This window comes from Citrobacter sp. Cb028, from assembly GCF_030336705.1.
Taxonomy (GTDB): Bacteria; Pseudomonadota; Gammaproteobacteria; order Enterobacterales; family Enterobacteriaceae; genus Citrobacter; species Citrobacter braakii.
Genome location: NZ_JAOWCZ010000031.1, coordinates 304,535 through 323,880 on the forward strand (window position 1 = coordinate 304,535; position 19,346 = coordinate 323,880).

Below are 19,346 nucleotides of genomic sequence, written 5' to 3' on the forward strand. Positions count from 1 at the left end.
AATGAGTGTTTTATATCCGTTAATTCAGGCGCTGGTGCTGTTTGCCGTTGCGCCGCTGCTGTCCGGTATTACCCGCGTGGCACGTGCGCGTTTGCACAATCGTCGCGGTCCGGGCGTTTTGCAGGAATACCGCGACATTATCAAACTGCTGGGCCGTCAGAGCATTGCGCCTGCAGATTCCAGTTGGGTTTTCCGCCTGACGCCGTTTGTGATGGTGGGTGTGATGCTGACTATCGCCACCGCGTTGCCGGTAGTGACCGTTGGCTCACCACTGCCGCAACTGGGCGATCTGATCACCTTAATTTACCTGTTCGCCATCGCCCGCTTCTTCTTCTCTATCGCGGGCCTGGATACCGGTAGCCCGTTTACCGCTATTGGCGCCAGCCGCGAAGCGATGCTCGGCGTGCTGGTTGAACCTATCCTGCTGCTGGGTCTGTGGGTAGCGGCGCAGGTTGCTGGCTCAACGCATATCAGCAATATCGCCGATACCATTTATCACTGGCCTGCTGCACGCAGCATTCCGTTGATTCTGGCGCTGTGCGCCTGTGCTTTCGCCACCTTTATCGAAATGGGCAAACTGCCGTTCGATCTGGCAGAGGCAGAGCAGGAGCTGCAGGAAGGTCCATTGACCGAATACAGCGGCAGCGGTTTTGCGGTGCTGAAATGGGGCATTAGCCTTAAGCAACTGGTCGTTCTGCAAATGTTCGTTGGCGTGTTCCTGCCGTGGGGACAGATGGAAACCTTCACCTTGGGTGGGCTGCTGCTGGCGCTGGTGATTGCCGTCGTCAAACTGGTTCTCGGCGTGCTGGTCATCGCCCTGTTCGAAAACAGCATGGCGCGTCTGCGTTTTTGCGCCACTTCACGCGTGACCTGGGCCGGTTTTGGGTTTGCGTTTTTAGCGTTCGTCTCCTTGCTGGTGGCGTGATTTAAGAGAGTTTGAGCATGTCTGAAGAAAAATTAGGTCAACAATATCTCGCGGCGCTGCACCAGGCCTTCCCGGGCGTCGTGCTGGATGAAGCCTGGCAGACCAAAGATCAGCTGACGATCACCGTCAAGGTGAACTACCTGCCGGAAGTGGTGGAGTTCCTGTACTACAAACAGGGTGGCTGGTTGTCCGTGCTGTTTGGTAACGACGAACGTCAGCTGTGCGGTCATTATGCTGTGTACTACGTGCTGTCGATGGAGCAGGGTACCAAGTGCTGGATTACCGTGCGCGTTGAAGTCGATGCTAATAAGCTGGAGTTCCCGTCCGTCACGCCGCGCGTGCCTGCTGCGGTCTGGGGCGAGCGCGAAGTGCGCGATATGTACGGTTTGATCCCGGTTGGTTTGCCCGATGAGCGTCGTCTGGTACTGCCGGATGACTGGCCGGACGAACTCTACCCGCTGCGTAAAGACAGCATGGATTATCGCCAGCGCCCCGCGCCGACTACCGATGCTGAAACCTACGAGTTCATCAACGAACTGGGCGACAAGAAAAACAACGTGGTGCCGATTGGCCCATTGCACGTCACCTCTGATGAACCCGGTCACTTCCGTCTGTTTGTTGACGGCGAGAACATCATCGACGCCGACTACCGTCTGTTCTATGTCCACCGCGGCATGGAGAAGCTGGCGGAAACCCGTATGGGTTACAACGAAGTGACCTTCTTGTCCGACCGCGTGTGCGGCATTTGCGGCTTTGCGCACAGCACCGCCTATACCACCTCCGTCGAGAACGCGATGGGCATCGTCGTGCCGGAACGTGCGCAGATGATCCGCGCCATTCTGCTGGAAGTTGAACGCCTGCACTCGCACCTGCTGAACCTCGGCCTGGCCTGTCACTTTACCGGTTTTGACTCCGGCTTTATGCAGTTCTTCCGCGTGCGTGAAACCTCCATGAAGATGGCGGAGATCCTCACCGGGGCACGTAAAACTTACGGTCTGAACCTGATCGGCGGTATTCGTCGTGATCTGTTGAAAGAGGATATGATCCAGACCCGTCAACTGGCGCAGCAGATGCGTCGTGACGTGCAGGAACTGGTCGATATGCTGCTCAGCACGCCGAACATGGAACAGCGTACCGTAGGTATTGGTCGTCTGGATCCGGAAATTGCCCGTGACTTCAGTAACGTCGGCCCGATGGTACGCGCCAGCGGCCATGCGCGTGACACCCGCGCCGATCACCCGTTTGTGGGCTATGGTCTGCTGCCGATGGAAGTTCACAGTGAACAGGGTTGCGACGTTATTTCTCGTCTGAAAGTCCGTATCAATGAAGTCTACACCGCACTGAATATGATCGACTTTGGTCTGGACAACCTGCCAGGCGGCCCGCTGGTTGTGGAAGGTTTTACCTACATTCCACACCGCTTTGCGCTGGGCTTTGCTGAAGCGCCGCGCGGGGATGACATCCACTGGAGTATGACTGGCGACAACCAGAAACTGTATCGCTGGCGCTGTCGCGCGGCGACTTACGCCAACTGGCCGACGCTGCGCTACATGCTGCGTGGCAACACCGTTTCCGATGCCCCGCTGATTATCGGTAGCCTCGATCCTTGCTACTCCTGTACCGACCGTATGACCGTGGTCGATGTGCGTAAGAAGAAGAGCAAAGTCGTGCCGTACAAAGAACTTGAGCGCTACAGCATCGAGCGTAAAAACTCGCCGCTGAAATAAGGAATCGCCATGTTTACCTTTATCAAAAAAGTCATCAAAACCGGGGCGCCGACATCGTCGTATCCGCTGGAGCCGATTGCGGTCGATAAAAACTTCCGTGGCAAACCGGAACACAATCCGCAGCAGTGCATTGGCTGTGCGGCCTGTGTGAATGCGTGCCCGTCGAACGCGCTGACGGTAGAAACCGATCTGGTTACCCATGAGCTGGCGTGGCAGTTCAATCTCGGTCGTTGCATCTTCTGCGCCCGCTGCGAAGAAGTCTGCCCGACGGCGGCAATCAAGCTGTCGCAGGAGTATGAACTGGCGGTGTGGAAGAAAGAGGATTTCCTGCAGCAGTCCCGCTTTGCGCTGTGTAATTGTCGCGAATGTAACCGCCCGTTTGCGGTACAAAAAGAGATCGATTACGCCATTGCGCTGCTTAAGCACAACGGCGACAGCCGTGCGGAAAACCACCGTGAAAGCTTTGAGACCTGCCCGGATTGTAAGCGCCAGAAATGCCTGGTGCCGTCTGACCGTATTGAACTGACTCGCCATATGAAAGAGGCCAGCTGATGAGCAATTTATTAGGCCCACGTGACGCCAACGGTATTCCGGTACCGATGACGGTGGATGAATCCATTGCCAGCATGAAAGCGTCGCTGCTTAAAAGCATCAAGCGTTCAGCGTACGTTTACCGTGTGGACTGCGGCGGCTGCAACGGCTGTGAAATCGAAATCTTCGCTACGCTTTCTCCGCTGTTTGATGCCGAACGTTTTGGTATCAAAGTTGTACCATCACCGCGCCATGCGGATATCCTGCTGTTTACCGGCGCGGTAACGCGTGCCATGCGCTCTCCGGCGCTGCGCGCCTGGCAGTCTGCGCCAGATCCGAAAATTTGTATCTCTTACGGTGCCTGCGGTAACAGCGGCGGTATCTTCCACGACTTATACTGCGTATGGGGCGGCACGGATAAAATCGTACCGGTGGATGTGTATATTCCTGGCTGTCCGCCAACGCCTGCGGCTACGCTGTACGGTTTTGCAATGGCGCTGGGTCTGCTGGAACAAAAAATTCACGCGCGTGCGCCAGGTGAACTGGACGAACAGCCGGCTGAAATTCTGCATCCGAACATGGTTCAGCCGCTGCGCGTGAAGGTGGATCGTGAAGCACGCCGTCTGGCGGGCTACCGTTACGGTCGCCAGATTGCTGATGACTATATGACGCAGTTAGGGCAGGGCGAGCATCAGGTGGCGCGCTGGCTGGAAGCGGAAAACGATCCGCGTCTGACCGAGATCGTCACGCATCTTAATCATGTTGTCGAAGAGGCGCGTATCCGATGAGTGAAACGGTGGTGTTCAGTCAACTGAGCCGTAAGTTTATTGATGAGAACGATGCAACGCCCGCTGAGGCGCAGCAGGTTGTCTATTACAGCCTGGCGATTGGTCACCACCTTGGGATCATCGATTGCCTGGAAGCGGCGTTAACCTGTCCGTGGGATGAATATCTGGCGTGGATTGCCACGCTTGCCGAAGGCAGTGAAGCCCGCCGGAAAATGGAAGGCGTGCCGAAGTACGGCGAGATCGTCATCGATTTCAACCATGTGCAAATGCTGGCGCGCGCGTTCGATGATGCGCGTGCCGTGCAGACCCCGCAGCAGCAGGAGTGGAGCAAGCTGATGCTTAGCATGCTTCACGATATCCACCAGGAAAGCGCCATCTATCTGATGGTGAGGAGACATCGTGACTGACGTTTTATTATGTGTGGGTAACAGCATGATGGGCGATGACGGCGCGGGGCCGCTGTTGGCCGAAATGTGTGCTGCAAATCCTCAAGGACAATGGGTTGTCATCGACGGCGGTAGCGCGCCGGAAAACGACATCGTCGCCATCCGCGAGTTGCGCCCGCAGCGTCTGTTGATTGTGGATGCCACCGATATGGGGCTAAATCCTGGTGAAATCCGCATTATCGATCCTGATGATATTGCCGAGATGTTCATGATGACCACCCACAACATGCCGCTGAACTACCTGGTCGATCAGCTGAAAGACGACGTTGGCGAGGTGATTTTCCTTGGCATTCAGCCGGATATTGTCGGTTTTTACTACCCGATGACACAGCCGATCAAAGATGCGGTAGATACCGTCTATCAGCGATTAGCCGGGTGGGAAGGACACGGTGGGTTCGCTGAATTAGAGGCACCGGAAGCCTGAGCCTGAGGGCACTGAATACCGGATGGTGTGTCGCATTACCACCATCCGGATAACGTCGACACCCTCGAAACAGACTATTCACCTGCTTGTTCAATAATTAATTTCCCCTGCGTAACCGATACTTTTACTGACGTGCCCGTTGGGAACCCCGCCTGTTCCAGCCAGTCTCCGTTCATCGTGAGTGAAGCATGGCGGCTTATACGTCGTGTAAAACCGGTTTTGCGATCTTCATGCCGTACTCTGACATAGCTGACTTTAAAATGACGTAATGGCTTGTTGATAACCGCTTCGGCATTGCCATTTTTACCAGACATAAACACTCCCTTGTTACAAATAAAGAGATGGAAAACTACTGAATAAAATGCCAGTAAAAAGGCGGGAGGGCAAACCCGAAACTGGAAGGCAGATCCAGAAAATAGAATGCAAATAATGAAAAAGATGAGAAGTTGATAATAGTTGGGGGGGAATATTCTCTTCTTTTACTAATACGGGAGTTATATTATATTTCGGCGTTGTTCAGGGAGGTTATATACTCGAATTATTTAGAGTTTGAATATATGGGAAATTAATATACAGGAGTTATTTATGCGTTCAGGTATTCGTTTGGTAAATTTAATTATTATTTCCTCTCTTCTTAGCGGGTGCGAGACGGCGGCTGACGCGTTCTTCTCTGCGGGAGACCGATTATTTCAACCGGGGGAGTCATCAGCTGCGTCAATGCCAACCTTGTCCGTCGCTGATTTTGTCGCGCCCTATACCTTAAATCCTGTTAAAGCCAATAAGGACTATCTTGGTGAATGGGTGAAGCTGCGGGGCGTGGTCATTGATATTCGTAAGGTTAATGGTATTTCCAATGCTTATTCTTATCTTGTCAGCCTGAAAGACGAAAATAATAAAACGAACAACGTGATTCAGTTCCAGTTTGGCTCCCATAATAGTACGAATGTTGAGTCATTACAGATTGGCCGGAGCGCGACAATTATTGGTCAGGTCCACGCGTTGGGCGAAGCGCCTTTGCCGCTGCTGCAAAATCCTAAAGTTGTACAATAAAAATGATAACAGACAGCGGGTATATATATTCTGAATAATACGTGTTGCCGGATGGCAGTGTCACCCGGCAACATTGTTATTCCAGATCGGTCCCGTTGCTCGCAATCACTTTCTTATACCACCAGAACGATTTTTTGCGTTTACGCGCTAACGTGCCGTTGCCCACGTCATCGCGGTCCACATACACAAAACCGTAGCGTTTGCTCATCTCACCGGTTGAGGCTGAAACCAGATCGATACAGCCCCAGGTGGTGTAGCCCAGCAGCGGCACGCCATCTTCAATAGCATCTGCCATGGCGCGAATGTGCTCGCGTAAATAGCTAATGCGATAGTCGTCATTGATTTCGCCGTTAGCATCGATCTCATCTTTCGCCCCCAGCCCGTTTTCCACCAGAAACAACGGCTTCTGGTAGCGGTCATACATCATATTCATGGTGATGCGCAGACCGAGTGGGTCGATGCCCCAGCCCCATTCGCTGGCGGCAATGTACGGATTACGCAGCGACTTCACCACGTTAGCGGCGCTGGTATTGCCAGTATTCATTTCAGCGGAGGCGCAGCGCGATGCGTAATAGCTAAACGAGACGAAATCGACGGTGTTTTTCAGGATATCGTCATCTTCCGCCGCTTTTTCTATCACCACGCCTTTTTCGCGAAACACACGGGCAGAGTAAGCGGGGTAAGCCCCGCGCGCCTGCACATCAATAAAGAACAGGTTTTCGCGGTCTTTTTCCAGCGCGGTCCACACATCTTCCGGTTTACAGGAATAAGGATAAAAATTACCGCCCGCCAGCATACAGCCGACCTGGTTTTGCGGATTAATTTCATGGGCAATTTTAGTTGCCAGGGCGCTGGCAATCAGTTCGTGGTGGGCGGACTGATATTTCACCTGATCCTGATTCTCTCCTTCTTCAAACACCAGTCCGGCGCCAGAAAAAGGGCTGTGCAGCATAATGTTGATTTCGTTGAACGTTAGCCAGTACTTCACCAGACCGTCAAAGGCCTCGAAGCAGGTACGGGCATAGCGGGTAAAGAACTCCACCATTTTGCGGTTACGCCAGGAGCCATACTCGCTGACCAGATGCATCGGCACATCGAAGTGACACAGCGTAACTAACGGCTCAATACCGTATTGTTTACACTCGGCAAACACGGCCCGGTAAAACGCGATACCCTCTTCATTAGGCGTCAGCTCGTCGCCGTTGGGGTAGAGACGGCTCCAGGCAATGGAAGTACGAAAAACCGTAAACCCCATTTCCGCCATCAGCGCGATATCTTCTTTATAGCGATGATAAAAGTCGATTGCCTGATGGCTGGGATAAAATTCGTCATCCCGCAGCGTAAAGCGTTTTTCCTGACCCAGTTTGACGGCCATGCGGTTTGCGCCGTGGGGGATCATATCGACGGTGGTCAGCCCTTTGCCGCCTTCCCGGTATGCCCCTTCAGACTGGTTGGCGGCCAGTGCGCCGCCCCATAAAAATCCTTGCGGAAAAACAGACATAGTTAACCTCAGTTCATACCAGTCAAATGCTGGCTCTATTGATATTGCCTGGTTGCGCGGCCTGGTTTTTTCTGGCCTGCGCGGCTGCATCTTCGACAGGAATATCTTCAAAGCCGAGGAGCAGTGTTAATACAAAGGAAAGCACGACCGCCAGCGCCATCACGCCAAACACCCAAACGATGGTCATCGGATTGGCTGGATCGAAAAACTGTACGCTGGTGAACAAGCCTGGAGCCGCCATGGAGTGGCTCGCCAGTCCGGCCATTCCGGCAACGGCACCGCAGATAAAGCCGCTGATAAGACTCGCAATCAGTGGGCGTTTCAGGCGGATCGCCACGCCATACAGCGCGGGTTCGGAAATGCCTGCCATGATGGCCGAGGCGGCTGCCGCTAACGCCGTCTGACGCAGTTCCGGGTTTTTGGTTTTCCATGCCACTGCCAGCGATGAACCGCCCAGCGACAAATTGGCGCCAATTTCTGACGGCATCACCATGCCTTCTTTTCCGGTTTCGGCAATGGTCTGAATAATGGTTGGCGTGAAGACGCGGTGCATACCGGTCATCACCAGCAACGGCCACAATGCGCCCATAATGGCCACCGACAGCCAGCCGAGATAGCCGTGAATGGTATAAACCAGCGCTGAAATTGCACTACCGATCCAGATACCGATAGGGCCAATGATGACGATGGCGAGTGGGGCGGCGATCAGCACGATTAGCATCGGTTTAAGGAAGTTTTTGGTTACCGCCGGAGTGATGCGATCGACCCAGCGTTCGATGTAGGACAGACACCAGGTCATGACCAGCGCCGGGATCACCGTGTAGGTGTATTTCACCGCTGTCACCGGGATCAGGGCAAACTCAACGTGCTCACCCTGCGCGGCCTTCGCCATCAGTTCGATGAAGCTGGGATGCACCAGTACGCCTGCGATGGCGATTGCCAGCGACATGTTGGTTTTGAATTTTATGGCTGCTGAGGCGGCGACCATCAGTGGCAGGAAGAAGAAGGCACCGTCGCCGATTACGGTCAGAATAGTGAGCGTGGACGATCCTTTCACCAGCACGCCGGTCATTTCGAGGATCATTGCCAGCAGCTTGAGCATTGATCCGCCGATAATAGCCGGGATCAACGGGGACATTGTGCCGATCAGCGCGTCGAGGATCCCAGCGCCAATCCGCTTCAGCGTCAGCCGAGGTTTGGTTTGCGGCTCTGCAGGTTGCATATTGGCAGGTAACAGGCTGACTACCTCGCGATACGCCTGCGAAACGGTGTTGCCGATGATCACCTGGCACTGGTTATCGCTGCGCACCACGCCGAGCACGCCAGGGAGCGTCTTCAGCGTCGTGCTGTCGACCTGCGAGTCATCTTTGATAACGAAACGCAAACGGGTCATACAGTGGGTCACTGCTGTGATGTTGTCCACGCCTCCCAGAGCCGTCACAACCGAGCGCGCCAGCGCTGCATAATTTTTGGACATCGGATTTAATCCTGTTTTATCAGTAGAGTACGTTATGTTTTATCCGTTTACGTTGGTCGCTTTTCTGGGTTGATGAAACGCAGATAGGAAACCGGTTCCACAAAATCATGTTTAAATTAAACTCAATGGGCAAGGTTTAATTTTGATCGTTTTTTATAATTGTGACTCCGATCACCAGATGTCAGCGTTTGCAATTTAGCAGCAAGGACAGCGGCGAAACGGTGCAGTACACTGCGTCACATTGAGAGAAAAGGGATGAGTAATATGACCACGATGCTGGAGGTGGCGAAGCGTGCCGGGGTGTCAAAAGCGACGGTTTCCCGGGTGCTTTCCGGGAATGGTTATGTCAGCCAGGAAACCAAAGACCGCGTGTTTCAGGCCATTGAAGAGAGTGGTTACCGCCCTAACTTGCTGGCACGCAGTCTGGCAGCGAAAACTACGCAGACGCTGGGTCTGGTGGTAACTAACACCCTTTATCACGGCGTCTATTTCAGCGAACTGCTGTTTCATACCGCGCGGATGGCGGAAGATAAGGGACGCCAGTTGTTGCTGGCTGACGGTAAGCACAGCGCAGAGGAAGAGCGTCAGGCGATCCAGTACCTGCTCGATCTGCGCTGTGACGCGATTATGATCTATCCGCGTTTTCTTAGCGTGGATGAGATAGACGATATCATCGACGCCCACGCCCAGCCGATTATGGTGCTTAATCGGCGGCTGCGAAAAAATACCAGCCACTGCGTGTGGTGCGATCAAAAGCAAACCAGTTTTAACGCCGTTACTCATCTCATTGCCAGCGGCCACAAAGAGATTGGTTTTATTACTGGCTCGATGGATTCGCCTACCGGCGTGGAGCGACTTTCAGGCTATAAAGACGCGCTGGCACATCATGGCATTCCGCTTAATAATGATTTGATTGTTAAAGGGAAATGGACGCCAGCCTGCGGCGCGGCGGGAGTCGATACTTTGCTTTCGCATAAGGTCAATTTTACCGCGCTGGTGGCCAGCAATGATGATATGGCGATCGGTGCGATAAAGCAGTTGCACGCGCATGGCGTGAGCGTCCCTGCTCAGGTGTCGGTGATTGGCTTCGACGATATCGCCATCGCGCCATACACTATTCCGGCGCTTTCCAGCGTCAAAATCCCGGTAACGGAAATGATCCAGGAAACGATAGGCCGCCTGATCTTTATGCTGGATGACGGGGCGTTTACGCCGCCAAAAACCTTCACCGGTGAACTCATTCAACGCGACTCTGTTGCGCCGCTCGTTTTGCGCTGACGGCTGTCATTTGTCATCGTCACTAGTGACGATGACACGGCTTCTCTGCATTCATCAAAATAAAAAACCTTTAATAACAGTCAATTAAATTCTGGCACGATTTATGAATGCTTCGGCAGATAATCTGTCATTGCTGGAGAAATTGATGAACCGTTTCATCATTGCAGACGCCAATAAATGCATTGGTTGCCGTACCTGTGAAGTGGCCTGCGTGGTATCCCATCAGGATAACCAGGACTGCGCATCGCTGACCCCTGAAACCTTTTTACCCCGCATTCACGTCATCAAAGGCGTTAATGTCTCCACGGCGACGCTGTGCCGCCAGTGTGAAGACGCGCCGTGCGCTAACGTCTGTCCGAACGGTGCAATCAGCCGTGATAAAGGCTTTGTCCACGTGATGCAGGAGCGCTGCATTGGGTGTAAAACCTGCGTTGTGGCTTGCCCTTATGGCGCAATGGAAGTGGTCGTGCGTCCGGTTGTTCGTAACAGCGGGGCAGGTCTGAACGTCCGGGCAGAAAAAGCCGAAGCCAATAAGTGCGACCTGTGCCACCATCGTGAGGCCGGCCCTGCCTGTATGGAAGTCTGCCCGACTCACGCGCTGATTTATGTGGATCGCAATAAGCTTGAGCAACTGAGCGCTGAAAAACGCCGTCGCGCGGCGCTGGATTCCACTGCATCTTTGCTGTTCTGATATCTGAAAATCCGCGTAAAATACGTGCCGGATAAGGCGAAGCCGCCATCCGGCAAACGGACATTTCAGGGATACAATACCGCGGGAATTCATCATGACAATAAACAACCACTCCGGCGTACAGCTGCGTATTCGCGGTAAGGTACAGGGCGTCGGATTTCGCCCCTACGTCTGGCAACTGGCGCAGCGGTTACAGCTACATGGCGATGTGTGTAACGACGGTGACGGTGTGGTTGTGCGTATACAGGAAGATCCGGCAGAGTTTATTGCGCAGTTGCATCAACACTGCCCGCCGCTGGCGCGCATTGACAGCGTTGAGAGCGAACCGTTCGCCTGGACGCAGCCGCCTGCCGATTTCTCGATTCGGCAAAGTGCTGGCGGCACGATGAATACGCAAATCGTTCCGGATGCCGCGACCTGTCCCGAATGTCTGGTTGAAATGAACACCCCCGGTGAACGCCGCTATCGTTATCCCTTTATCAACTGCACCCACTGTGGCCCGCGCTTTACGATCATCCGCGCCATGCCCTACGATCGCCCGTTTACCGTGATGGCGTCATTCCCACTCTGTGCGCAATGCGATAAAGAGTATCGTGATCCGTACGACCGTCGCTTCCATGCCCAGCCCGTTGCCTGTCCGGCATGCGGTCCCCACCTCGAATGGTTTAGCGCGGGTGAGCGGGCGGAGAAAGAAGAGGCGTTGCAGGCGGCAGTATCGCGTCTGAAAGCGGGCGGTATTGTGGCTGTTAAAGGGATTGGTGGGTTTCATCTGGTGTGCGATGCACGAAATGATGACGCCGTAGCGCTGCTCAGGCTGCGCAAACACCGTCCGGCAAAACCTCTGGCAGTGATGCTGCCCGGTGATGACGGACTGCCTGAACCCGCTCGTCGTTTGCTGACAACCCCAGCCGCGCCGATCGTGTTGGTGCAGAAACGCTATGTCGCAGCATTGAGCGAGGGCATTGCGCCAGGGTTAACGGAAGTGGGCGTCATGCTGCCAGCGAATCCGTTGCAGCATCTGCTCTTACAAGAGATGAATTGTCCGTTGGTAATGACCTCCGGCAATCTCAGCGGCAGACCGCCCGCTATTACCAACGCGCAGGCGCTGGAAGATTTACACGAAATTGCCGATGGTTTCCTGCTGCATAACCGCGAAATTGTGCAGCGAATGGATGACTCTGTGGTACGCGACAGTGGCGAGATGCTGCGTCGTTCACGGGGTTACGTGCCGGATGCGGTGGCGCTGCCGCCAGGATTTCACGACGTGCCGCCGATGCTTTGCCTGGGCGCAGATCTGAAAAATACCTTCTGCCTGGTGCGTGGTGAACAGGCGGTTATCAGCCAGCATTTGGGCGATCTCAGCGATGACGGCATTCAGCAGCAGTGGCGTGATGCGCTGCGCCTGATCCAGAACATTTATGACTTTACGCCGCAGCGTATCGTGCATGATGCACACCCTGGTTATGTTTCCAGCCAGTGGGCCAGCGAAATGAATCTGCCAACCGAAACGGTGCTGCATCACCATGCGCATGCCGCTGCGTGTCTGGCCGAGCACGGCTGGTCGCTCGACGGTGGCGACGTGATTGCCCTGACGTTAGACGGTATCGGCATGGGGGAAAACGGCGCGCTGTGGGGGGGAGAGTGTTTGCGGGTCAACTATCGTGAATGCGAACACCTTGGCGGCTTACCGGCGGTAGCGCTGGCGGGGGGCGATCTGGCGGCAAAACAGCCGTGGCGCAATTTGCTCGCGCAGTGCCTGCGTTTTGTTCCTGACTGGCAGCGCTACCCGGAAACATCGGTGCTGCAACATCAAAACTGGAACGTGCTGGCGCGCGCCATTGAGCGGGGGATTAACGCGCCGCTGGCGTCATCGTGCGGACGGCTGTTTGATGCCGTTGCCGCCGTGCTTCAATGTGCGCCGGAATCGCTGAGTTATGAAGGTGAGGCGGCCTGCGCGCTGGAGGCGATGGCATCGCAATGTGCTGGCGTTGAGCATCCTGTCACGGTGCCGCTTGATGGCAATCAGCTGGACTTAGCGGTTTTTTGGCAGCAATGGCTGACCTGGCAGGCCAAACCTGCCGAAAGAGCGTGGGCGTTTCACGACGCGCTGGCGCGTGGGTTTGCTACCCTGATGCGTTTGCAGGCCGAAGAGCGGGGGATTAAGACGCTGGTATTCAGCGGAGGTGTGATGCATAACCGCTTATTGTCAGCCCGGCTGGCGTTTTATCTGCATGATTTTACCTTACTGTTCCCGCAGCGTTTACCGGCGGGCGACGGCGGATTGTCGTTGGGGCAGGGCGTGATTGCGGCGGCGCGGGCGTTGGCGCAAAAATAAAAAAAAGCCCCGGGACTGGCGGGGCAAGAACAACAGGTCGGGGCATACCGACAAGTGGCAACGCACATCCATGTGCGTGAGGTTAATAAATCAAGCAACGGTATCCTGTACTTACACGGGCAGCGTTTTCAGCAGCGCAAAGGCCTCTTTCATGCGGTCTTCGCTGACGACAAAGGCACATAGCTGGCCTGCATCGTTCATCCCTCTGGCCACCATCCCTTGCACTTCGGCGGCAATATGCCAGTTCAGATCGCGGCGCTGGGTTTCCCCAGCCAGATGCAAGGGTAATTCCGGCGTTTTGACTTTTACCAGCATGGCAGGCAACTTCAATGGTGCATTGCCGCCGAGCAGGTTTTTCGCCAGATACATGGCGCTCAGCTGAATCGGTTGCAGGAACGGGAGTACCTGACCGTTAATTTCCGCACAGTCGCCGAGAGCATAAATGTCCGGGTGGCTGGTTTGCAGGTAGCTGTCGACGCAGACGCCGCGATTGATGTTCAATCCGGCGCGACGCGCCAGCGCGGTTTCAGGGCGCAGACCCGTAGCGGCGATCACCGCATCGACTTCTACGCTGCGGCTACGATCGAGCGTGGCGCGAATCCCCGACTCCGTTTTCTCCAGCCCCTGAAGCTGCGATTTCAGCAGCAGGTGTACGCCCATATCGGTCAAACGATGCTGTAAGCGACTGCTTACTTCTGGCGGCATCAGCGAAGCCAGAATGCTGGCGGCGTTGTCGATAAGCGTCACCGCTTTACCAGCACGACAAAAATCCATCGCCAGTTCGCTGCCAATCAAGCCGCCGCCGACAATCAGCACCCGTTGGGCGTCACGCAGTTGTGTTTCACAGGCGCGATACTCTTGTTGGCTGTTCAGTGTGAGCATTAACTCACGTCCGGTAATCGGCGGTACGAAGGCAGATGCTCCCGTCGCCAGCACCAGTTTGTCGTATGGCCACTGTTGCTCCTGGCTTTTCACTACGTGAGCATCGGCATCGATGTCGGTTACCCAGGTGTGCGGGAAGAGGCGCAAATTAAACTGTTCGGCAAACTCCCCCGCCGACTGGCGGGTGAGGTCGTCTGCACGTTGCGACTGACTGATAACATGGCTGAGATCGGGCTTGTTGTACTCATCCATACTGTCTGCAGCAATCAGGGTCAGCGGGACATCTGCATCCTGCTTACGGATATTTTTGACTAACTGGCGGGCGGCGAAGCCTGAACCAATAATGACAATTCCGCGGCTCATTTTGCCTCCGTTGCCAGTACGTCAAAGACGTCTTTACCTAATGAACATTCCGGGCACAGGAAGTTATCCGGCACGTCGCTCCACGGTGTTCCCGGCGCGACATCCTGCAGCGGTTCACCTTTTGCCGGGGCGTAAATCCACTGGCATACGCTGCACTGCATGCTTGGACCAAGATCAGCCGCAGCGGCACAGGGGCACTCTTCCTCTTTGGTTGCCGTTTTGACGATTGTTTCCGGCAGCGGAGCAAGCGCCCACTGACGTGCGATTTCACGGCCATGCTGGCGACACAGTTCCAGCGCGTCCAGATCCGGACGCCATTTCGCTTTCAGACTCAGCGACATCTCGAAACCGGCATCCTGCAAGCGTGTGGACAAACGGTCTACCGCACCGCCGCTCCAGCCGTGTGAACCAAAGGCGCTGGCGCGTTTGTTACGAAAACGCAGGCCGGTCATCTCTTCTACCAGACCGGCGATTTTTGGCATCATTACGTTGTTCATCGTTGAAGTACCAACCAGCACGCCTTTAGAGCGGAAGACGTTAGTCAGGACTTCGTTTTTGTCGCTACGGGCGACGTTAAAGATTTTCACCGCCACGTTCGGGTCAACTTCGTTGATGCCCTGGGCAATGGCGTCCGCCATCATGCGGGTGTTGTTGGACATGGTGTCGTAGAAAATGGTGATACGGTCTTCCTGATAGTCAGCCGCCCATTTCAGATACATTTCAACGATTTGTGTCGGGTTGTCGCGCCATACCACGCCGTGGGAAGTGGCAATCATATCCACCGGCAGGTTGAAGCCGAGAATCTCAGTGATTTTCGGTGTAACCAGACGGCTGAACGGCGTCAGGATGTTGGCGTAGTAACGCTGGCACTGTTCGAACAGTTCGGTCTGGTCAACTTCGTCGTTAAACAGACGTTCATCACAGTAGTGCTGGCCGAAGGCGTCGTTACTGAACAGCACCGCATCGCCGGTCATGTAGGTCATCATGCTGTCAGGCCAGTGCAGCATCGGTGTTTCAACGAAGATCAGTTGCTTACCGTTGCCAATGTCCAGCGAGTCGCCGGTTTTCACCACGTTGAAGTTCCACTCCGGGTGGTGGTGGTGCCCGTTGATAGAGTCAATAGCGTTGGCTGTGCAGTAAATTGGCGTGTCAGGGATGCAGGACATCAGCTCAGTCAGCGCACCGGCATGGTCCTCTTCCGCGTGGTTAATGATGATGTAGTCGATATCTGCCAGGTCAATTTCACTGCGCAGGTTCTGCACGAATTCACGGCTAAACTTGTGGTCTACTGTATCGATCAGGACATTTTTTTCTTCACGGATGAGATAGCTGTTGTAGCTGCTACCGCGCAGCGTTTTATATTCAGTCCCGTGGAAATCACGAACTTCCCAGTCACGTTGGCCAACCCAATGAATGTTATTTTTAACCAGAATAGACATAGCAACCTCAGTAATTAATTCAGCGTTTTTCTAAAAAAGATGTTTTGCTTATTGCAGGTTGCGTGCCAACTTTTTATTTGTTGATTTTAAAGGGTTTGTTTTTTAATGCCTATAAGGTGGTAGTCAAAATGACTATTCATTTTATTGTCAATATGACAATATGAATTGTCAAAATGACAATGAGGTCGTCATGAGTTTTTCCGTAGACGTGCTGGCGGGTATCGCCATTGAATTACAAAGCGGTATTGGACATCAGGACCGTTTTCAACGCCTGATAACCACCTTGCGTCAGGTGTTGGAGTGCGACGCGTCGGCATTGCTGCGCTATGAGTCGCGACAGTTTATTCCGCTGGCGATCGATGGGCTGGCGCAGGATGTTCTCGGCAGGCGCTTTACCCTGGAAGGGCATCCTCGTCTGGAGGCGATTGCCCGCGCCGGGGACGTGGTTCGTTTCCCTGCCGACAGCGATTTGCCAGACCCTTACGATGGGCTGATTCCGGGCCAGGAGAGCCTGAAGGTACACGCCTGCATTGGCTTACCGCTGTTCGCCGGTCAAAATCTGATTGGCGCGTTAACGCTGGATGGCATGGAGCCCGATCAATTCGATGTTTTCAGCGATGAAGAGCTTAGGCTGATTGCCGCGCTGGCGGCGGGCGCGCTGAGCAATGCGCTGCTGATTGAACAACTGGAAAGCCAGAATATGTTGCCGGGCCCGTCGACGGCCTTCGAGCAGGTGACTGAAACCCAAATGATTGGCCTGTCGCCCAATATGCTGCAGTTGAAAAAAGAGATTGAGATTGTGGCGGGATCCGATCTCAACGTACTGATTAGCGGCGAAACGGGGACCGGGAAGGAGCTGGTAGCTAAGGCTATCCATGAAGGTTCGCCGCGCGCGGTGAATCCGCTGGTGTATCTGAACTGCGCGGCGTTGCCGGAAACCGTAGCGGAAAGTGAGCTGTTTGGTCACGTAAAAGGCGCCTTTACCGGGGCTATCAGCAATCGTAGCGGTAAGTTTGAAATGGCTGACAATGGGACGCTGTTTCTCGATGAGATTGGCGAACTCTCGCTGGCGTTACAGGCTAAGCTGCTACGTGTGTTGCAGTACGGCGATATTCAGCGTGTGGGTGACGATCGCAGCCTGCGCGTGGATGTTCGGGTGCTGGCGGCAACGAACCGTGATTTACGGGAAGAGGTGCTGGCCGGGAATTTCCGTGCGGATTTGTTCCACCGTCTGAGCGTCTTTCCTCTTTTCGTACCGCCCCTTCGTGAACGCGGCGAAGATGTGGTACTGCTGGCCGGTTATTTTTGCGAACAATGTCGGCTGCGGCTGGGACTTTCCCGCGTGGTGTTAAGTCCCGGCGCGCGTAGTCATCTATTGAATTACGGCTGGCCCGGGAACGTGCGTGAGCTGGAACATGCCATTCACCGGGCGGTTGTTCTGGCAAGGGCCACCAGGGCAGGGGATGAAGTGGTGCTTGAGGCGCAGCATTTTGCCCTGCAGGATGAAACCCCGGCTCTGCAGGCGGAGGTTGTTGCGGAGATCCCGCTGCATCGCAACCTGCGTGAGGCAACGGAGTCATTCCAGCGGGAGATGATCCGCCGGGCGTTGGCGCAAAATAATCACAGTTGGGCGGCAAGTGCGCGGGCGCTGGAAACAGACGTCGCCAACCTGCACCGGCTGGCGAAACGTCTGGGGCTGAAGGATTAGATAATACCTGCCTGATAGAAATCCTGCAGGTTGATAGCACCGGTGAGTTTACCGTTTTCATCTACCACCGGTGCGGCAGTGATTTTGCGCTTCATCAGGATCTCTTTGGCGTCAATGGCGCGGCTCTGCGCCTGCAGCGTAATGCCATTATGGGTCATTGCTTCGCTAACCTGAGTGGTGAGCGCTCCGCCGCCAACCAGCCAGCGGCGCAGGTCGCCGTCGGTAAAGACGCCTTTCACCAGCGACTCGTCGTCGCAGACTGCCACCAGGCCAAGACCCGTACGGCTTAGTTCCAGCATCGCGTCCATGACGCTGGTGGTGAGCGTCACCTGCGGAATGGCATCGTCACGGCGCATCAGATGATGCACTTTATTTAGCAGACGAGCGCCCAGCGCACCCGCCGGATGTGAGCGGGCAAAATCTTCTTCGTTAAAGCCGCGCGCCTGCATCACGGCGATTGCCAATGCGTCGCCCATCATCAGAGTGTTCACGGTACTGGAAGTCGGTGCCAGGCGCATCGGACAGGCTTCGCGCTCAACAGAAATATCCAGCACGGCTTTGGCTGCCAGACCCAGCGGTGAGGTCGGTTTTCCGGTCATAGCCAGCAGAGCGATGGACTTATCTTCCAGGCGCGGAATGATGAGATCCAGTTCTTTTGCGCCGCCGGAGTAGGAAATAAACAGCATGACATCACGGCTTTCAATCATCCCTAAGTCGCCGTGCAGCGCTTCAGCCGGATGCACAAAAAAGGCGGGCGTGCCGGTACTGGCGAGGGTCGCGGCTATTTTTTTGCCAATATGGCCTGATTTGCCAATCCCGGAGACAATCACTTTGCCTTCGCAGTGGATGATAGTATTGGCGGCGCGGACAAAATCATCGCCCAGTCGTTCAGGCAGTCGGCTGGCTTCCTGTAGCTCCAGCATTAACGTCTGACGGCCCGCGTTCAGTAGTGCATCACTCATTGGTTTCTCCGGTTATGATCACTTCAATCCCTTTTGCTTCCAGCGCCTGACGAAACGCAGGGTCGATACCCGCATCGGTAATCAGCTTGTCGACGCTTTCCAGACTGCACACAACATTGGGGCTTTTGCGCCCAAATTTTGACGAGTCAGCCATCAGAATCACTTCGCGAGCGGCATTGCACATCGCTTTACTGACGCTAAACACCTCATTAAAGGTGGTCACGCCGGCATTGAGGTCAATGCCGTCGGTGCCCATGAAGAGTTTATCAAAGCTGAACTGCTCAAAGGCGTTTTCTGCCAGCTGACCGTGAAATGACGCAGATTTTTTGCGAAAGGTCCCGCCGGGCATCAGGATAGTTTGCTCGTTGTCCAGCTCTGAAAGGGCGTTAACAATGTGCAGACTGTTGGTCATGACGGTGATGTTGCTAAAGCGGGTGAGCATCGGCACCATCTGCAATACGGTGCTGCCCGCATCCAGAATAATCGAGTCGCCATCGTGAATAAAACGGACGGCGGCTTCAGCAATCTGCTCTTTTTTATGCGTATTGATTAGCGTTTTGTGATCGATTGGCGGGTCGGATTCATCTTTATTTAATACCACGCCGCCATAGGTACGAATGACGGTTCCGGCATTCTCCAGAATGACCAGGTCTTTGCGAATGGTCGTGCCGGTTGTGTCAAAGTAGTGGGCCAGTTCTTCAACCGAGCATTTCCCCTGCTTTTGCAGGTGCTCCAGTATGGCTGCCTGTCGCTGACGAGGTTTCATAGGCGTGATTACCCTGACTTAATAGGTTGCAAAATGATAATTTCGCAAGCTAT

At 54.6% G+C, this 19,346-nt stretch carries 18 protein-coding genes; 11 read left to right on the plus strand and 7 right to left on the minus strand.

Annotation, left to right across the window (positions count from 1 at the left end; all coding sequences use genetic code 11):
* Position 1: 1 nt before the first annotated feature.
* Genes OGV75_RS08935 through hycI form a run of 6 tightly spaced genes read left to right on the plus strand, consistent with a single transcriptional unit; the run spans position 2 to position 4,841 of the window.
* The gene (locus OGV75_RS08935) at positions 2 to 925 is read left to right on the plus strand and encodes a respiratory chain complex I subunit 1 family protein (RefSeq protein WP_016157320.1); all 924 of its coding nucleotides are present in this window, start codon (positions 2 to 4) and stop codon (positions 923 to 925) included.
* Positions 926 to 942: 17 nt separating this feature from the next.
* Complete coding sequence (gene hycE, locus OGV75_RS08940) at positions 943 to 2,652, plus strand: formate hydrogenlyase subunit HycE (RefSeq protein WP_286480567.1); 1,710 nt, start codon at positions 943 to 945, stop codon at positions 2,650 to 2,652.
* Between the two features lie 9 nt (positions 2,653 to 2,661).
* Positions 2,662 to 3,204, plus strand: a complete 543-nt coding sequence (hycF, locus tag OGV75_RS08945; RefSeq protein WP_080859131.1) for a formate hydrogenlyase subunit HycF — start codon at positions 2,662 to 2,664, stop codon at positions 3,202 to 3,204.
* A complete protein-coding gene (gene hycG / locus OGV75_RS08950) occupies positions 3,204 to 3,971 on the plus strand; it encodes a formate hydrogenlyase subunit HycG (protein WP_049040387.1) in 768 nt (255 codons plus the stop codon). The genes hycF and hycG overlap by 1 nt, the downstream gene beginning before the upstream one ends.
* Positions 3,968 to 4,378: a formate hydrogenlyase maturation HycH family protein gene (locus tag OGV75_RS08955; protein ID WP_003037385.1), complete on the plus strand. Its 411-nt coding sequence runs from the start codon at positions 3,968 to 3,970 to the stop codon at positions 4,376 to 4,378. The genes hycG and OGV75_RS08955 overlap by 4 nt, the downstream gene beginning before the upstream one ends.
* Complete coding sequence (gene hycI / locus OGV75_RS08960; protein WP_016154183.1) at positions 4,371 to 4,841, plus strand: hydrogenase maturation peptidase HycI; 471 nt, start codon at positions 4,371 to 4,373, stop codon at positions 4,839 to 4,841. Before OGV75_RS08955 ends, hycI begins: the two co-directional genes overlap by 8 nt.
* 74 nt (positions 4,842 to 4,915) lie before the next feature.
* On the opposite strand, the gene OGV75_RS08965 is transcribed toward hycI, so the two are convergent.
* Positions 4,916 to 5,155, minus strand: a complete 240-nt coding sequence (locus tag OGV75_RS08965) for a SymE family type I addiction module toxin (RefSeq protein WP_016154182.1) — start codon at positions 5,153 to 5,155, stop codon at positions 4,916 to 4,918.
* Between the two features lie 271 nt (positions 5,156 to 5,426).
* Between OGV75_RS08965 and OGV75_RS08970 the strand changes: the two genes are divergently transcribed.
* Entirely contained in the window at positions 5,427 to 5,891 is a 465-nt protein-coding gene (locus OGV75_RS08970) for an OB-fold putative lipoprotein (protein WP_016157319.1), read from the plus strand.
* A 76-nt stretch (positions 5,892 to 5,967) separates the two neighbouring features.
* On the opposite strand, the gene OGV75_RS08975 is transcribed toward OGV75_RS08970, so the two are convergent.
* On the minus strand, positions 5,968 to 7,392 hold the full coding sequence (locus tag OGV75_RS08975; protein WP_286480568.1) for a 6-phospho-beta-glucosidase: 1,425 nt from the start codon (positions 7,390 to 7,392) through the stop codon (positions 5,968 to 5,970).
* Between the two features lie 22 nt (positions 7,393 to 7,414).
* Positions 7,415 to 8,869, minus strand: a complete 1,455-nt coding sequence (ascF, locus tag OGV75_RS08980; protein ID WP_046274835.1) for a PTS cellobiose/arbutin/salicin transporter subunit IIBC — start codon at positions 8,867 to 8,869, stop codon at positions 7,415 to 7,417.
* A 264-nt stretch (positions 8,870 to 9,133) separates the two neighbouring features.
* Between ascF and OGV75_RS08985 the strand changes: the two genes are divergently transcribed.
* The 3 genes from OGV75_RS08985 (at position 9,134) to hypF (ending at position 13,173) form a co-directional block, all read left to right on the plus strand.
* Complete coding sequence (locus OGV75_RS08985) at positions 9,134 to 10,147, plus strand: LacI family DNA-binding transcriptional regulator (protein WP_279272902.1); 1,014 nt, start codon at positions 9,134 to 9,136, stop codon at positions 10,145 to 10,147.
* Between the two features lie 145 nt (positions 10,148 to 10,292).
* Positions 10,293 to 10,838, plus strand: coding sequence for an electron transport protein HydN (gene hydN, locus OGV75_RS08990; RefSeq protein ID WP_003037366.1), 546 nt, complete (start codon positions 10,293 to 10,295; stop codon positions 10,836 to 10,838).
* Between the two features lie 94 nt (positions 10,839 to 10,932).
* Positions 10,933 to 13,173 carry a carbamoyltransferase HypF gene (gene hypF, locus OGV75_RS08995; protein ID WP_286480569.1) on the plus strand — a complete coding sequence of 747 codons (2,241 nt, stop codon included), beginning with the start codon at positions 10,933 to 10,935 and terminating at the stop codon, positions 13,171 to 13,173.
* A 111-nt stretch (positions 13,174 to 13,284) separates the two neighbouring features.
* Here hypF and norW read toward each other — a convergent pair whose 3' ends face one another.
* Both norW and norV read right to left on the minus strand, forming a co-directional pair.
* Positions 13,285 to 14,418 carry an NADH:flavorubredoxin reductase NorW gene (gene norW / locus OGV75_RS09000; protein WP_286480570.1) on the minus strand — a complete coding sequence of 378 codons (1,134 nt, stop codon included), beginning with the start codon at positions 14,416 to 14,418 and terminating at the stop codon, positions 13,285 to 13,287.
* Positions 14,415 to 15,857 carry an anaerobic nitric oxide reductase flavorubredoxin gene (norV, locus tag OGV75_RS09005; protein ID WP_222186343.1) on the minus strand — a complete coding sequence of 481 codons (1,443 nt, stop codon included), beginning with the start codon at positions 15,855 to 15,857 and terminating at the stop codon, positions 14,415 to 14,417. The genes norW and norV overlap by 4 nt, the downstream gene beginning before the upstream one ends.
* Positions 15,858 to 16,047: 190 nt before the next feature.
* Between norV and norR the strand changes: the two genes are divergently transcribed.
* Positions 16,048 to 17,565 (plus strand): nitric oxide reductase transcriptional regulator NorR, encoded by a 1,518-nt coding sequence (gene norR, locus OGV75_RS09010; protein ID WP_104651277.1) that lies wholly within the window; start codon positions 16,048 to 16,050, stop codon positions 17,563 to 17,565.
* On the opposite strand, the gene gutQ is transcribed toward norR, so the two are convergent.
* Together gutQ and srlR are read right to left on the minus strand one after the other, a co-directional pair.
* The gene (gene gutQ / locus OGV75_RS09015) at positions 17,562 to 18,527 is read right to left on the minus strand and encodes an arabinose-5-phosphate isomerase GutQ (protein ID WP_131379923.1); all 966 of its coding nucleotides are present in this window, start codon (positions 18,525 to 18,527) and stop codon (positions 17,562 to 17,564) included. The genes norR and gutQ overlap by 4 nt on opposite strands.
* Positions 18,520 to 19,293 (minus strand): glucitol operon DNA-binding transcriptional repressor SrlR, encoded by a 774-nt coding sequence (gene srlR, locus OGV75_RS09020; RefSeq protein ID WP_003037350.1) that lies wholly within the window; start codon positions 19,291 to 19,293, stop codon positions 18,520 to 18,522. The genes gutQ and srlR overlap by 8 nt, the downstream gene beginning before the upstream one ends.
* Between the last annotated feature and the right edge of the window lie 53 nt (positions 19,294 to 19,346).

What these genes read in the sequence shown, in the direction of transcription:
- OGV75_RS08935 (WP_016157320.1), top strand. Translation starts at nt 2, where the DNA reads ATGAGTGTTTTATATCCGTTAATTCAGGCGCTGGTGCTGTTTGCCGTT.
- hycE (WP_286480567.1), top strand. Translation starts at nt 943, where the DNA reads ATGTCTGAAGAAAAATTAGGTCAACAATATCTCGCGGCGCTGCACCAG.
- hycF (WP_080859131.1), top strand. Translation starts at nt 2,662, where the DNA reads ATGTTTACCTTTATCAAAAAAGTCATCAAAACCGGGGCGCCGACATCG.
- hycG (WP_049040387.1), top strand. Translation starts at nt 3,204, where the DNA reads ATGAGCAATTTATTAGGCCCACGTGACGCCAACGGTATTCCGGTACCG.
- OGV75_RS08955 (WP_003037385.1), top strand. Translation starts at nt 3,968, where the DNA reads ATGAGTGAAACGGTGGTGTTCAGTCAACTGAGCCGTAAGTTTATTGAT.
- OGV75_RS08965 (WP_016154182.1), bottom strand. Translation starts at nt 5,155, where the DNA reads ATGTCTGGTAAAAATGGCAATGCCGAAGCGGTTATCAACAAGCCATTA.
- OGV75_RS08970 (WP_016157319.1), top strand. Translation starts at nt 5,427, where the DNA reads ATGCGTTCAGGTATTCGTTTGGTAAATTTAATTATTATTTCCTCTCTT.
- OGV75_RS08975 (WP_286480568.1), bottom strand. Translation starts at nt 7,392, where the DNA reads ATGTCTGTTTTTCCGCAAGGATTTTTATGGGGCGGCGCACTGGCCGCC.
- ascF (WP_046274835.1), bottom strand. Translation starts at nt 8,869, where the DNA reads ATGTCCAAAAATTATGCAGCGCTGGCGCGCTCGGTTGTGACGGCTCTG.
- OGV75_RS08985 (WP_279272902.1), top strand. Translation starts at nt 9,134, where the DNA reads ATGACCACGATGCTGGAGGTGGCGAAGCGTGCCGGGGTGTCAAAAGCG.
- hydN (WP_003037366.1), top strand. Translation starts at nt 10,293, where the DNA reads ATGAACCGTTTCATCATTGCAGACGCCAATAAATGCATTGGTTGCCGT.
- hypF (WP_286480569.1), top strand. Translation starts at nt 10,933, where the DNA reads ATGACAATAAACAACCACTCCGGCGTACAGCTGCGTATTCGCGGTAAG.
- norW (WP_286480570.1), bottom strand. Translation starts at nt 14,418, where the DNA reads ATGAGCCGCGGAATTGTCATTATTGGTTCAGGCTTCGCCGCCCGCCAG.
- norV (WP_222186343.1), bottom strand. Translation starts at nt 15,857, where the DNA reads ATGTCTATTCTGGTTAAAAATAACATTCATTGGGTTGGCCAACGTGAC.
- norR (WP_104651277.1), top strand. Translation starts at nt 16,048, where the DNA reads ATGAGTTTTTCCGTAGACGTGCTGGCGGGTATCGCCATTGAATTACAA.
- gutQ (WP_131379923.1), bottom strand. Translation starts at nt 18,527, where the DNA reads ATGAGTGATGCACTACTGAACGCGGGCCGTCAGACGTTAATGCTGGAG.
- srlR (WP_003037350.1), bottom strand. Translation starts at nt 19,293, where the DNA reads ATGAAACCTCGTCAGCGACAGGCAGCCATACTGGAGCACCTGCAAAAG.